Consider the following 13,107-nt stretch of genomic DNA (forward strand, 5'->3'; position numbering starts at 1 on the left):
GTAGATAAGCAAACCCTCACCAAAACTTACTTAAGCGCACAATTTAGCATTCAATCCTCCAAAACTATGCAAATACTTACAACTAATAACGCGACTTCTCCAGTAACTACGACAACGCCTAAAAAAGAACCTTTCTTAGTTATTGAGAATGTCTCAAAAATTTATCCCACTCCCACAGGCCCCTACACAGTCTTAGATGGCGTAGAACTTAGCGTAGGTGAAGGTGAGTTTGTTTGCCTCATTGGTCACTCTGGCTGTGGAAAATCAACGCTGCTAAATATGGTGGCAGGATTTAATACCCCCTCCGATGGTGAAGTTAGACTGCAATCAAAAGCAATAACTGAACCCGGCCCCGACCGGATGATGGTGTTTCAAAACTATTGCTTATTGCCTTGGATGACTGCCTTTGAAAACGTTTATTTAGCTGTAGATTCGGTTTATCCTGACAAGCCAGAAGCACAAAAAAGAGCAATTGTCAATGAACATTTAGCAATGGTGGGTTTAACAGAATCGGCTGACAAAAAGCCGACGCAGTTATCGGGAGGGATGAAACAAAGAGTGGCGATCGCCCGTGCTTTGTCGATTCGCCCTCAAGTATTGATTTTAGATGAACCTTTTGGGGCATTGGACGCAATCACTAAAGAAGAATTGCAAGAAGAATTATTGAAAATTTGGCAAGATTATCAAGTAACGGTATTGATGATTACTCACGACATCGACGAAGCGCTGTTTTTGGCAGATCGCTTAGTTATGATGACTAACGGGCCATCGGCAAAAATTGGCGAAGTCTTAAATATCCCCTTCCCTCGTCCCCGCAACCGCGCCCAGATGTTGGAAGATCCCGAATACTACAACTTGCGTAACTACGCCCTTGATTTCCTATTTCGCCGTTTTGCTCACGACGACGATTAATAATGACAAACTTAGAAATTACCGCAGAACTATTAAGAGCCAAACAAGTTAAAAGCATGAGCTTTCAAGACTTGGGCAAACTGTTAGGGCGCGATCCAATGTGGGTAGCAGCCTTAATTTATCGTCAAGCTACAGCTTCAGAAGATGAAGCAAGCAAATTAGCTCAAGCTTTAGATTTACCGCCGCAAATCGCTCAAAAACTAACGGAATTTCCCGTTAAAGGCTCTCTAGACCCCGTAATGCCTACAGATCCCTTACTGTATCGGTTCTATGAGATTATGCAGGTTTATGGAATGCCCCTCAAAGCCTTGATTCAAGAGGAGTTTGGCGACGGAATTATGAGCGCCATAGACTTTACACTCAATGTCGAAAAAGAAACAGATCCAAAAGGCGATCGCGTCAAAATCACAATGTCAGGAAAATTTCTACCTTATAAAAAATGGTAGTGCAAGTATAAAGGGGTGACAAACGGTGACAGATAATGTAAAAACACTATGTCCTTACTGCGGTGTAGGCTGCGGTTTGGAAGTGTTGCCCCCTAATGCTTCAAGTCCAGGAAACTCAAATTGGAAAGTAAAAGGCGATCGCGCTCATCCCTCTAGTAAAGGAATGGTGTGTGTTAAAGGTGCAACAATTACTGAGTCGATAGATTGCGATCGCGCTCTTTATCCAATGATACGCGAATCTTTAGACCAGCCTTTTCGCCGCGCTAGTTGGGATGAAACTCTAGATTTAGTCGCTAGTCGCCTCAAATCGGTGTACGAAAAGTCGGGAGGCGATGCCGTTTGTATGTACGGTTCTGGGCAAATGCAGACCGAGGACTACTACGTTGCCCAAAAATTACTTAAAGGCTGTCTCGGTACAAATAATTTTGACTCAAATTCGCGCCTCTGTATGTCTTCGGCAGTAGCGGGTTACGTGCAAAGCTTGGGTTCTGACGGGCCTCCTTGCTGCTACGACGACTTAGAACTAACAGACTGTGCTTTTATTATTGGGGCAAATGCGGCAGAGTGTCACCCAATTGTTTTTAACCGCCTGCAAAAACACCACAAGCGCCACCATGATGTCAAACTAATTGTTGTTGATCCTAGGCGCACCCCTACAGCAGAAGTTGCAGACCTGCATTTAGCCATTCAACCAGGTACAGATATTGACTTGCTCAATGGCATTGCTTACTTACTGCGGCATTGGGGAGAGATAGACAAAAGTTTTATAGATGAATGCACGAGCCAATTTTCGGACTTTGCTGAAGTAATCCAGCACTACCCACCCCAAGAAGTTGCCAAACGCTGCGGAATTTCTGTAGCAGATATTGAACTTGCGGCGCGTTATTGGAGCCAATCAGAGCGGGTTTTATCTTTGTGGTCGCAAGGAGTAAACCAGTCTTCTGAAGGTACAGCTAAAGTATGCAGTCTGATTAATTTACACCTCCTTACCGGACAAATTGGCAAGCCTGGGAGCGGCCCTTTTTCCCTCACAGGTCAACCTAACGCAATGGGGGGAAGGGAAGTAGGCGGGTTAGCGCACCTATTACCCGGCTATCGATCGGTGAGTAATGACCAGCATCGGCAAGACTTGGAACAATTTTGGCAACTTCCCCCCGGACAGATTTCGCCTTATCCCGGTCGCACGGCTTGGGATATTATTACTGGACTTGAAACGGGTGAAGTCGAGTTTTTATGGATTGTGGCAACCAATCCCGCCGTTAGTTTACCGGACTTAGAGCGCGTCAAAGCTGCACTTTCTAAGTCGCCCTTTACTATCTGTCAAGACGCTTACTACCCTACAGAAACGACCGCCTACGCTCATGTTTTATTGCCTGCGGCACAATGGGGCGAAAAAACTGGCACAATGACCAATTCCGAACGAGTGGTTACGTTATGTTCGGCTTTTCGTCCTCCGGTGGGGTCAGCTTTAGCTGACTGGGACATTATCGCCCAAGTTGCAAAAAGGCTCGGATTTGGCGATAAGTTTGCTTTTACAAGTTCCGCCCAAGTGTACGATGAATTTGTCCAACTAACGCGCGATCGCCCTTGCGATATCACAGGACTTAGCCACGAAAAGCTTTTAACTGAAGGTGCAATTCAATGGCCCTGTCCCGACAAAGGCGATATTTCCCCTAAAAGGCTTTATACCGATTTGCGTTTTCCGACAGCAGACGGACGGGCTAAATTTACTTCTTGTCACTCGCGGGGACTTGCCGAACCTCCCGATCCAGAATATCCTTTTGTCTTGACTACAGGCAGGTTATACGGACATTGGCATACCCAAACTCGCACCGGACGCATTGATAAAATTAGACAAATGCACCCCGAACCATTTATCGAAATTCATCCCCGCGATGCGCATAAACTAGGCATTGCAGACAATGAATGGGTAGAAGTACGAAGTCGTCGGGGCATTGCTCAGTTCCCTGCTAAAATTACTAAAGCGATCGCACCTAATACAGTTTTTGTGCCGATGCACTGGGGTTATTTGTGGGCAGAAAAATCTGAAGCAAACGCCCTCACTCACCCAATATCTTGTCCCGACTCATTGCAGCCAGAATTAAAAGCTTGTGCTGTGCAAATAGTTAGTTTGGCGGTTAAACCAGCCGATTACAGTAGTGTTAGTTTGTTGCAAACTCGCTCTTAGAATTAACCGCATCTTTTACGGCTTTTTGCTAAAAATGCTCAAACTCTTTCTCCTTCCATAAGGATATACTAAACACTCAATCCGAAGTCACTAGACAATAATGGCACGTTGTAAAGTTTAAATATTTTGTCTACCGAAATCAGTGTTAAACCTTCTACTAAAGCTAGAGAAACTAACATTCGGTCAAAGGAATCTTTATGATGTAGAGGTAAATTATTCAAGTTGGCAACATGGGCAGGCATAACTGGCAGAAAAGAAATCCCATTTTTACTTTGGCTATTGTAAATGTTCTCTAGTGATTGATTAAGCTCTAGCTTGCCCAATTGATTTTTAATTTGTATTCCCACAAACTAACAACACCGACATATCGTGTTGTATCCGTTCGTTGTAGCAAGCTAAAAATATTTGGTGATAACTTCTCAGGTTCGCGCGTCCCACCAAATAAAAATATGAGTATCTAATAAAACATTCATAAACCCCAAAAAGAATCTGGCAAAGGATCGTCAAAATCATTACTCATTACCATAGAGTCACGATTTAAACCCGCTTTGGGAATTACAGGCTGTTCTTCGGTTTGAGACAAAGGCAAAACCTTCGCCCAAGGTACTCCCTGCCGAGTTAGCGTCACTTCAACATGATTTTGGATGTCTGACAATAAATCAGCTAAATTATCCGATAAGTTAGCAATATCGAAAGTTTTTGGTGACATTTTTATTTATGCCCTACTCATCACCAGCATTATAACTAATAGACATCTCTAAGATGCCCTAGTCAAATTGAAAAATTACTTATCTACGTTTTGTGCCTAATGCACTCCAATAAAATCTTTTAATTATTTCCTGTATAAGCAACCAAGTATAAATATTGACAGGTATATCAAAAGGTAGGTTTGAATGGTTTAAATCGGCTTTTGTAACTACTTCTACAAAACCGAATAACTAAAAGGCATAGCTTAAATAGAAAAGATATATTTCAGCCCTTAATTAATAAATCCCATCAAATTAAAGCTATGACCGACGAAAACGCCACCCAAGAAGCAACCGAATTTCAAGAATTGACTCAAGCCGGAGAAAGTAAGCCAACTTTAAACAAATTTGAAAAAATCAAAGCTGAAAAAGATGGTTTAGTCCTCAAGCAAGAACTAGATTATTTAGCAAGTATTGGCTGGGAAGCCATGGACGAAGCCGACCGCGATTACCGATTGCGCGACTTAGGGTTGTTTTATCGTACCGTTACTCCCGGTAAATTTATGCTGCGAATGCGCCTAGCTAACGGCATAATTATCGCAAGTCAAATGCGGGCTTTAGCTGAAATTGTCCAACAGTACGGCGATGAAAGTAACGCAGATATCACCACTAGGCAAAATATTCAGTTGCGCGGCGTTCGGATTGAAGATGTACCAGATATCTTTAAAAAACTGCATCAATATGGGCTAACTTCGGTGCAGTCGGGTGTAGACAACGTTCGCAATATTACAGGTTCGCCTCTAGCAGGTATCGATCCCGATGAACTAATCGATACGCGAGGATTGTGTCGCATGGTGCAAGACATGATTACAAATAATGGTGAAGGCAACCCAGCAATGGTTAACTTACCACGCAAATTTAACATTGCGATCGCTGGTTGCAAAGATAATTCCGTCCACGCCGAACTTAACGACCTGGCTTTTATCCCTGCTTACAAAAACGATACTATCGGCTTTAATGTAATTGTCGGCGGGATGTTTTCACCCAAACTTTGCGTCGCCGCCATACCGCTTAATGTTTGGGTTAGTCCTGATGATGTAGTCGCACTAAGTAAAGCTGTTTTACTGACTTATCGAAATCATGGTTTACGAGCAAATAGACAAAAATCGCGCCTGATGTATCTGATTGACAAATGGGGAATAGAGGAGTTCCGCGCCCAAGTAGAAACCCAAATTGGTCATCCCCTAGAAATTGCTGCTGAGAAAGACGAATTTATGTGGAATAAATACGACCATATAGGCGTGTCTAAACAAAAGCAACCCGGCTTAAACTTTGCGGGGGTACATATTCCCATTGGGCGCTTGTATGCTCAAGATATGTTTGATTTAGCGCGGATGGCGGAGGTTTATGGTACTGGGGAAATTCGCTTCACTGTTGAACAAAATCTAATTATTCCTAATATTCCTGACTCTAGGCTAGAACCATTTTTGAAAGAGCCACTTTTAGAGCGTTTTTCTCTCAATCCTGAAAACCTATCGCGGCGGTTAGTTTCTTGTACAGGGAGTCAATTTTGCGGATTTGCCTTAATTGAAACAAAAAATCGCGCCTTGGCAATGATAAAAGCTTTAGAAGCTGAACTTACTGTAGAGCAACCTGTGCGTATTCATTGGACTGGTTGCCCTAATTCTTGCGGACAGCCACAAGTTGCCGATATTGGCTTAATGGGGACAAAAGGACGCAAAAACGGGCAGGTTGTAGAAGCTGTAGATATTTGGATGGGTGGAAAAGTAGGCTTTGAAGCTGAACTTGGTAGCCGGATAATGAAACAAATTCCTTGCGACGACCTTAAACCAGTGCTGAAAGACTTGTTAATTGAACATTTTGGTGCAAAACAAAAGCAATCGCCAGAACGCTTTGTACCACAAGAATTTTTAACTGTTAGCAGCAATTAATATCCTGCTTCTTTGGCATACCTTACAATGAACAGGAGCGATCGCCATAACCATTTGCTACAAAGCCTAGCTTAAGTCATGCTCAACTCAGCATATTTCCAATCTCAACTGTACGAGGCGATCAAACTTGTCTGCAAAACAGGCGACTGGGATTATGGCGAGGCGTGGATTCCTGTATCTGACATTTTAGAACTTAGTCCAGTTTGGTACAGTCGCCCAGATACCGAAGCAATCGAGAAATTTCGCCTTTGTAGTGAAGCTTTTGTGATTCCGCCAAATCAAGGTTTACCAGGCAGAGTTTGGGCAAAAGGACAACCAGAATGGATTGTAGATGTCTCTGCTAGGTCGGAAACGTATTTTTTACGCAATCAGATCGCTAAAGCGTGTGGTGTCAAAGCTGGCTTTGGTATCCCGATTAAATGCGATCGCGAAGTAATAGTAGTGCTAGTATTTTTTATGCGTACTGCTGGCGATCGCAAAGAGCAAAAAGTTAACTTTATTACCGCCATAGCTGCCGATTTAGAAAAATCTCTTAGCTTAACTACGGCGTTAACGTAGTAAGTTTTATGGGGGGCTTTGTAGGGGATAGGCGATCGGTGTGATAAAACTACTAACACTGTTTGAGGAGTAATGAGCAATTACCCACAGGGGCAAAGTTAAAGTTAGTAGTGCGATCGCTGTGCCAAAAATGTCTGCCAATCTATGAGTCGATCTAGGGGGATTGACAGACGGTGTACTACTGGAGTCCATAAAAAATTTGTAAACCTATAACTCAACGGGGTACGACAATAAAGCTGTACTGCTTCTACTATTTTAACGAGTTATTTTGAGGAAACTGTTTACTAGCAAACAATCTCAATGGAATTGGTTGAAAAATAGCGTTTTTAGGCAGCCTACTATTTGCTTGTGTGATCTCCTAGTTAGCGTTAGTTAAACTCCAATCGCAACATCACCAGCGAACAAAGATGCGATCGCCCAAATAAATTTACCTTACGTCAATCAGTATTTTAGTTGTTTTTACTGCCCTGTAGGCGCTTTCGAGCGCTTTCAAAACTGGTTTCGCAATTTGGGAGAAAAACTAAATATTTTCAACGTGCAGATTGTAGACGAATCTACCGCCGCCGCCCTTGGCTGTGCCGTTAATCGTCCTGGCGCTATAGTTTTGGTAATTGATTTTGGCGGCGGTACTTTGGATCTAAATTTAGTAAAAACTATTAGTATTACTGCCGAACAACAAACCATTAAAGCAGAAGTTATTACTAAGTCTGATGCTTTTATTGGCGGTATTGATATTGACACATGGATTGTAGAACGCTACTTGCTTAAAGGCGGTCAGGGCAAGAGCAAGTAGGAGAAATCGGCTTCAGGAACCTGTTAGAAGTCGTAGAAAGGCTAAAAATTCGCCTCTCTACTGCCGAATCAGCAAAAGAAGCTTGGTTTGATCGTGAAAATTTTATGTCTTACGATTTGCAATTGCAACGGGACGAATTAGCAGAGATTCTCGAAAACCATCAGTTACTACAACAATTACGAGATTGCATAAATGAAATATTGGTGATCGCTCTTTCTAAAGGTATTGGCAAAGCTGCTATCGAACAGGTGTTGTTAGTTGGGGGAACTTGTCAAATTCCGGCGGTGCAGCAACTTGTAAATGCCTATTTTGGGCGGGGACGAGTGAAGTTAAATAAGCCCATCAGCAAGTTTGTGTCGCTCACCTCGAACCCGCAGGTCAAGCCGGAATAGACCACATACAGGTGCAATTTGAGGTAAATGAGCAGCGAGTATTGGTGGCTACAGTCAAGGATTTGCTTACAGGCAAAATGCTAGTTGAAAAAGGTGCGATCGCTAAACTCAAATAATCTGAGCGATTCTTTGAGTTTTATAGAACTAATGTACTATATAAAATAAATAATCTTAATAATTTGCGATGGTTGAGTGCGATCGCAATAGCTTTGTTTATGGGAATTATAAAAAGAGTACATAGGTAGCATCATGTCAGAACAGCAGAATCAACCAAGTAAAGATGAAGTTTTGGGGAGAGAAACCCTGTCTCCACTCCAAGGCGGAATTGACAGCATTAAACGCCGTCTATCAAATCCAGTGCTAGAAGTACAAACGGCTGCACTCAAGGAAGCTTTGAACTTTGGCGATGTTGGTTTGGAAGTAGTGCTACAAGCTTTGCAAACTGGATCGAGAAAGCTACAGCATTCTGCTTATAGGCTATTACGCAAAAGACAAGAGCCGCAAGTCAAGCAATTGTTACAAAAGTATAGTCTTTGGCAACGATTTGAGCGACTAGAGGAATATTTAGGGTACAAAGATAGACACGTTAATCGATTTAGCGATCGCCCAGTTATAGAATTTTGCCCTGAAACAGGCATGACCGATCATGTAAATACGGCTTATGCCTTGAGATGTGAATATGACGATGCGGAAGATTTAGCTTGCTTGCTTGCAAGACTTCTACAAGATCCACTAGCTAGCAAGTTGGAAGCGTTGGTTTTTGGGATGTGGCTGGAAGCGGATGAAAATTCATCTAGCAAACAACTTATAGATGCTTTAGTTGCTGCCAAAGATAAGTTAACTAGCATTAAAGCAGTTTTCATTGGGGATATTGCCGCCAGCGAATGCGAAATTTCTTGGATTCGTCAAAGCGACATTAGCCCGATTTTGATGGCTTATCCCCAACTAGAGGTGTTGCAAGTGCGCGGAGGCGATGGCTTAGAATTTACTCCACCAGTACGACACGACAATTTAAAAGCGCTCATTGTTGAGACTGGAGGTTTGAGTCGAACAACCGTTGCCCAGATTTGCAACCTTAATTTGCCTGCATTAGAACATCTTGAGTTGTGGTTTGGGAGTGAAGATTATGGCGGCGATTGTTGGATTGAGAGTTTGACACCGATATTAACTGAACAAAGATTTCCTAATTTGACTTATTTGGGGCTGCGTAATAGCCAGTTTAGCGATGAAATTGCTGATGCTGTAGTGCGATCGCCTTTAATTGAATCTATCAGCGTTTTGGATCTTTCAATGGGTACGTTGAGCGACGAGGGAGCGGAGAAATTAATTAACTGTCCAGCTATTTCTCAGTTAGATATTCTCAATGTTTCCGAAAACTTTCTTTCACCTCCAATAGTACAAAAATTAGAGCATTTAGCAGCTACGATTGAGCGACTCTCCCCCAATCTTGGCTCGGAAGTAACCGTTCAAGTGCTTGCAGATAGACAGAAAGATGTAGAGGAAGATAGCTATCTTCACGGTCGCTATTGTTCTGTAGCGGAATAACTAGATGCTGTTGCTCAAGCTATAGTAAATTCTCCACTGATTAACAGCCTAAAAGTATTAGATTTATCAATGGGAACGCTGACGGGAAAAGGAGTGAAATTGCTACATAATTGTTTAGAGATTAATCAGTTAAATTGTCGAGTAATTAGTGAAACACAGGCTAACAGTGAAGCAGATCGCTACTATGCTTTGACAGAGTAAAATTATGCTAAACTTCGTCATCATAGCTAATCCAGAAAATAGACGAATTAGCTTCTTACAACAAGCACTAGCACACTTTAATTTACCAACTGCAACGGTAATCTCTTACGCTGATTTAATTGCCGAAAAGGACACTTTAGAACGATTTAACGCACCAAATACTATTATCAGATTTGATTCTCCTGAAAAAAACTTTGATGTAGATAAAGCCATAATTGCCGCAGGTGCGGAAGTAATAGACGATGGACAGCACCAACATATTAGCGCGGCGGATGCTGCCCAATTAGAGTTTGATAAAGGGCTAATTCTCTATCCTCGACAATGGTATTTAGGCTGGCGGAATCTATTGCAAAAATGGGAAAAACAATTGCAATGTCAGACAATGAATCATCCCCAAGATATTGCAGTTATGTTTGATAAACCGCAATGCTGCGAAGTCTTTGTTCGCCACAATATCCCTGTTTCCCGTTCTTTAGGTAAAATTTATAACTACGAACATCTACGCGAACAGATGCTTAAACAGGAATGCGATCGCGTATTTGTCAAATTATCTCACGGTTCGGCGGCTTCTGGAGTTGTTGCCTACCGCGCCAATTCGCGCTTTGAGGCGGCAATTACCACCGTCGAAAGAGTGCGCGAAAACAAACAAACTCTACTCTACAATTCTCGGAGAATTTGCCACTATACCAAAACTGAAGAAATTACCGACATTATCAACATTTTGACCGCCGAGGGCGTTCAAGTTGAAGAATGGCAACCTAAAGCCCAGTTGCAAGGATGCGGCTTTGATGTGCGCGTAGTTGTCATCAATGGTGAAGCCCAACATATAGTAGTGCGCCTAGGTAAAAGCCCAATGACTAATCTGCATTTGGGTAACGAACGTGGGGACACTCAAGAATTTTTAGCAAAAGTTGGTTTAGAAAATTGGCAAGTAATGAAACAAACCTGCGCAGCCGCCGCCGCGTTATTTCCTCATAGTTTGTACTGCGGTGTCGATTTATTGATATTACCGGATTGGCAACGGCACGTAATTTTAGAGATAAATGCTTTTGGTGATTTACTACCAGGAATTATTTGGAATGGTTTAGACACCTATACCAGCGAAGTTAAGGCAATTCTTGAAAAAACAAAAATAATTTAGCTTTTATGATCGATTTAAATCAAATCGTCGGTACGCACGATATTCTTTTTATCACCTTCGATACTCTGCGCTATGACGTAGCCCAAGAATTATTAACACAAGGACGCACCCCCAACTTAGCCGCAGTTTTACCAAAAAGTGGTTGGGAAGAACGCCATTCGCCAGGAAACTTTACTTATGCTGCCCATCATGCCTTTTTTGCTGGATTTTTGCCTACACCCATCGCCCCAGGAATACACCCACGACTGTTTGCTTTAGGGTTTGAAGGTAGTACCACTACAAATAATCTCACTTACGTACTTGATGGTTCTAATATTGTCGACGGACTTGCAGCCATTGGCTATCACACTGTTTGTATCGGCGGTGTCGGCTTTTTTAACAAACTCAACCCCCTTGGTAGTGTTTTCCCCGCTCTTTTTGCCGAAAGCTATTGGAGTCATGAGTTAGGAGTTACTAATCCTAACTCTACAGAAAATCAGGTAGCGATCGCCCAACAAATCATTGCTAAGACACCCGCAAATCAACGCCTATTTTTATTTATTAATATCTCCGCCCTGCATCAACCAAATTATTTCTATCTCCCCGGTGCTACAACAGACACGATAGAATCTCACGCCGCCGCCTTGGAATATATAGATAGCCAGTTAAGCAAACTTTGGGAAGCATTACGACAACGCCCTACCTTTTGTATTCTTTGTTCCGATCATGGCACAACCTACGGCGAAGATGGGTATACAGGTCATCGTCTTAGTCATCCCTTAGTGTGGACGATTCCCTATGCAGAGTTCCTATTGGAGACAGGAAAGATGTAGAGACGTAGCAGTGCTATGTCTGGGAATTAGCGGGATCAAGTCTAATTTTTCATTATTCACAACACAAATTTATATCCAATGATTACAACTAAGTTTCAAAATCCCCAACCCAAAATTCAAGACTTGCAATCTCTCCTCGCAGCATCTCCTTATCAAGCTTACGTCTACTCCTATCCTCATAAAACCGCTTACCGCCCTCTAAATCCTGCTGTATCTTTAGCCGATTTGTGGTCAAAGCAAAATAAAAAATCACTATTTCTTTACATCCACATCCCCTTTTGCGAGATGCGTTGCGGATTTTGTAATCTGTTTACTACCGTTACCCACAATGAAGACTTTGTAAGTCAATATATCCGCACAGTGCAGCGTCAAGCTTTAAAGGTAAAAGCAGAATTGGGAGAGACTTCTTTTGCTAGATTTGCCCTCGGTGGTGGTACGCCCACACAATTACCAATTCACCATTTAGAAACAATCCTCAACATTGCTGAAGAAACGATGGGCGCGAATTTGCAACATATTCCTGCGTCTGTGGAAATGTCACCGGAAACCGCTACAGGAGATAAACTGAAACTGTTACGCGATCGCGGTGTAACTAGAGTAAGTATTGGTGTACAAAGTTTTATCGAGTCCGAAGTATTAGCAACTCAACGCCGTCAAACCACCGCCCAAGTAGAAGCCGCACTTACCCGAATGCGCGAGGCGGGATTTCCTACCATAAATATCGATTTAATCTACGGTTTACCTGGTCAAACTGTAAATAGCTGGTTGCAATCGATTGAATCGGCTTTGCGCTTTGATCCCGAAGAAATTTATCTCTATCCCCTGTACGTGCGACCGCTTACAGGTTTGGGGTGTACAGACAAAGAATGGGATGATGTTCGCACTGCTTGCTATCGTACCGGGCGATCGCTACTTTTATCCCAAGGCTACTCTCAAGTTTCCATGCGAATGTTTAGCCGCAACACTTTATCTTCCCCCTCCCCCATCTACTGCTGTCAAGCCGATGGAATGCTAGGCTTAGGCTGCGGGGCGCGTTCTTATACCGATACTTTACATTATGCGAATGATTATGCCGTAGGAGCTAAAGAAATTCGAGACATTCTCCAAGCGTATATTCAAACCCCCTCAGAAGCCTTTAATTACATAAATTATGGCTTTCAACTAGACGCGGAAGATCGCCGCCGTCGCTACATTTTGTTATCTCTTTTATCTGATGAGGGCTTGAATGAGCAAGATTACAAGCAGCAGTTTAGTAGCGATGTAATGGTAGACTTTCCCGAACTATCTCAACTTTTTGCTTTGAAATTAGCGATCGCCCATCAGCAAGTTTTGCAGCTAACCGCAACAGGAATTGAGAAGTCGGATGTAATTGGGGCGTGGTTATTTAGCGATCGCGTTAATCAATTAATGCAAGCCTACGAATTAAAATAATAGTGAAATTTGCTAGTAAATAATCTATATTTGCCAATGCCTAATCAAAC

Annotated in this window: 14 protein-coding genes; 11 read left to right on the forward strand and 3 right to left on the reverse strand. The window is 42.6% G+C overall.

What is annotated here, in order from left to right; all coding sequences use genetic code 11:
• Window positions 1-66: 66 nt before the first annotated feature.
• From C7B70_RS05125 to C7B70_RS05135, 3 genes are read left to right on the forward strand one after another with little or no spacing between them, the layout of a single operon-like run.
• The gene (locus tag C7B70_RS05125; RefSeq protein WP_106367992.1) at window positions 67-912 is read left to right on the forward strand and encodes a nitrate ABC transporter ATP-binding protein; all 846 of its coding nucleotides are present in this window, start codon (window positions 67-69) and stop codon (window positions 910-912) included.
• A gap of 2 nt (window positions 913-914) precedes the next feature.
• Window positions 915-1,358, forward strand: a complete 444-nt coding sequence (gene cynS / locus C7B70_RS05130; protein WP_106367993.1) for a cyanase — start codon at window positions 915-917, stop codon at window positions 1,356-1,358.
• Window positions 1,359-1,383: 25 nt separating this feature from the next.
• Window positions 1,384-3,546, forward strand: a complete 2,163-nt coding sequence (locus C7B70_RS05135; protein WP_106367994.1) for a molybdopterin oxidoreductase family protein — start codon at window positions 1,384-1,386, stop codon at window positions 3,544-3,546.
• 68 nt (window positions 3,547-3,614) lie between these two features.
• On the opposite strand, the gene C7B70_RS05140 is transcribed toward C7B70_RS05135, so the two are convergent.
• Both C7B70_RS05140 and C7B70_RS05145 read right to left on the reverse strand, forming a co-directional pair.
• Window positions 3,615-3,893 carry a type II toxin-antitoxin system VapC family toxin gene (locus tag C7B70_RS05140; RefSeq protein ID WP_199192065.1) on the reverse strand — a complete coding sequence of 93 codons (279 nt, stop codon included), beginning with the start codon at window positions 3,891-3,893 and terminating at the stop codon, window positions 3,615-3,617.
• A gap of 122 nt (window positions 3,894-4,015) precedes the next feature.
• Entirely contained in the window at window positions 4,016-4,255 is a 240-nt protein-coding gene (locus tag C7B70_RS05145; protein ID WP_106367995.1) for a toxin-antitoxin (TA) system antitoxin, read from the reverse strand.
• Window positions 4,256-4,600: 345 nt separating this feature from the next.
• Between C7B70_RS05145 and C7B70_RS05150 the strand changes: the two genes are divergently transcribed.
• Complete coding sequence (locus tag C7B70_RS05150; protein WP_106368066.1) at window positions 4,601-6,184, forward strand: ferredoxin--nitrite reductase; 1,584 nt, start codon at window positions 4,601-4,603, stop codon at window positions 6,182-6,184.
• Window positions 6,185-6,262: 78 nt separating this feature from the next.
• Entirely contained in the window at window positions 6,263-6,742 is a 480-nt protein-coding gene (locus tag C7B70_RS05155; protein ID WP_106367996.1) for a GAF domain-containing protein, read from the forward strand.
• Window positions 6,743-6,748: 6 nt separating this feature from the next.
• On the opposite strand, the gene C7B70_RS05160 is transcribed toward C7B70_RS05155, so the two are convergent.
• Window positions 6,749-6,934 carry a hypothetical protein gene (locus C7B70_RS05160; protein WP_106367997.1) on the reverse strand — a complete coding sequence of 62 codons (186 nt, stop codon included), beginning with the start codon at window positions 6,932-6,934 and terminating at the stop codon, window positions 6,749-6,751.
• A 343-nt stretch (window positions 6,935-7,277) separates the two neighbouring features.
• Here C7B70_RS05160 and C7B70_RS28265 point away from each other — a divergent pair, with 343 nt between their 5' ends.
• From C7B70_RS28265 to C7B70_RS05185, 6 genes are all read left to right on the forward strand, one after another.
• On the forward strand, window positions 7,278-7,535 hold the full coding sequence (locus C7B70_RS28265) for an Hsp70 family protein (protein ID WP_255409310.1): 258 nt from the start codon (window positions 7,278-7,280) through the stop codon (window positions 7,533-7,535).
• A gap of 47 nt (window positions 7,536-7,582) precedes the next feature.
• Complete coding sequence (locus tag C7B70_RS28270) at window positions 7,583-7,927, forward strand: Hsp70 family protein (RefSeq protein WP_255409311.1); 345 nt, start codon at window positions 7,583-7,585, stop codon at window positions 7,925-7,927.
• A gap of 249 nt (window positions 7,928-8,176) precedes the next feature.
• Window positions 8,177-9,472 carry an STM4015 family protein gene (locus tag C7B70_RS05170; RefSeq protein ID WP_199192068.1) on the forward strand — a complete coding sequence of 432 codons (1,296 nt, stop codon included), beginning with the start codon at window positions 8,177-8,179 and terminating at the stop codon, window positions 9,470-9,472.
• A 205-nt stretch (window positions 9,473-9,677) separates the two neighbouring features.
• Window positions 9,678-10,814, forward strand: a complete 1,137-nt coding sequence (locus tag C7B70_RS05175) for an STM4014 family protein (RefSeq protein WP_106367998.1) — start codon at window positions 9,678-9,680, stop codon at window positions 10,812-10,814.
• Between the two features lie 5 nt (window positions 10,815-10,819).
• Window positions 10,820-11,626 (forward strand): STM4013/SEN3800 family hydrolase, encoded by an 807-nt coding sequence (locus tag C7B70_RS05180; RefSeq protein ID WP_106367999.1) that lies wholly within the window; start codon window positions 10,820-10,822, stop codon window positions 11,624-11,626.
• Between the two features lie 78 nt (window positions 11,627-11,704).
• On the forward strand, window positions 11,705-13,057 hold the full coding sequence (locus C7B70_RS05185) for an STM4012 family radical SAM protein (protein WP_106368000.1): 1,353 nt from the start codon (window positions 11,705-11,707) through the stop codon (window positions 13,055-13,057).
• Window positions 13,058-13,107: the final 50 nt, after the last annotated feature.

The sequence above is a fragment of the Chlorogloea sp. CCALA 695 genome (assembly GCF_003003885.1).
Classification (GTDB): Bacteria; Cyanobacteriota; Cyanobacteriia; order Cyanobacteriales; family Chroococcidiopsidaceae; genus Aliterella.

Coding starts and splice junctions, on each gene's coding strand:
- C7B70_RS05125 (WP_106367992.1), top strand. CDS start 67: ATGCAAATACTTACAACTAATAACGCGACTTCTCCAGTAACTACGACA.
- cynS (WP_106367993.1), top strand. CDS start 915: ATGACAAACTTAGAAATTACCGCAGAACTATTAAGAGCCAAACAAGTT.
- C7B70_RS05145 (WP_106367995.1), bottom strand. CDS start 4,255: ATGTCACCAAAAACTTTCGATATTGCTAACTTATCGGATAATTTAGCT.
- C7B70_RS05155 (WP_106367996.1), top strand. CDS start 6,263: ATGCTCAACTCAGCATATTTCCAATCTCAACTGTACGAGGCGATCAAA.
- C7B70_RS05160 (WP_106367997.1), bottom strand. CDS start 6,934: ATGGACTCCAGTAGTACACCGTCTGTCAATCCCCCTAGATCGACTCAT.
- C7B70_RS05170 (WP_199192068.1), top strand. CDS start 8,177: ATGTCAGAACAGCAGAATCAACCAAGTAAAGATGAAGTTTTGGGGAGA.
- C7B70_RS05175 (WP_106367998.1), top strand. CDS start 9,678: ATGCTAAACTTCGTCATCATAGCTAATCCAGAAAATAGACGAATTAGC.
- C7B70_RS05180 (WP_106367999.1), top strand. CDS start 10,820: ATGATCGATTTAAATCAAATCGTCGGTACGCACGATATTCTTTTTATC.
- C7B70_RS05185 (WP_106368000.1), top strand. CDS start 11,705: ATGATTACAACTAAGTTTCAAAATCCCCAACCCAAAATTCAAGACTTG.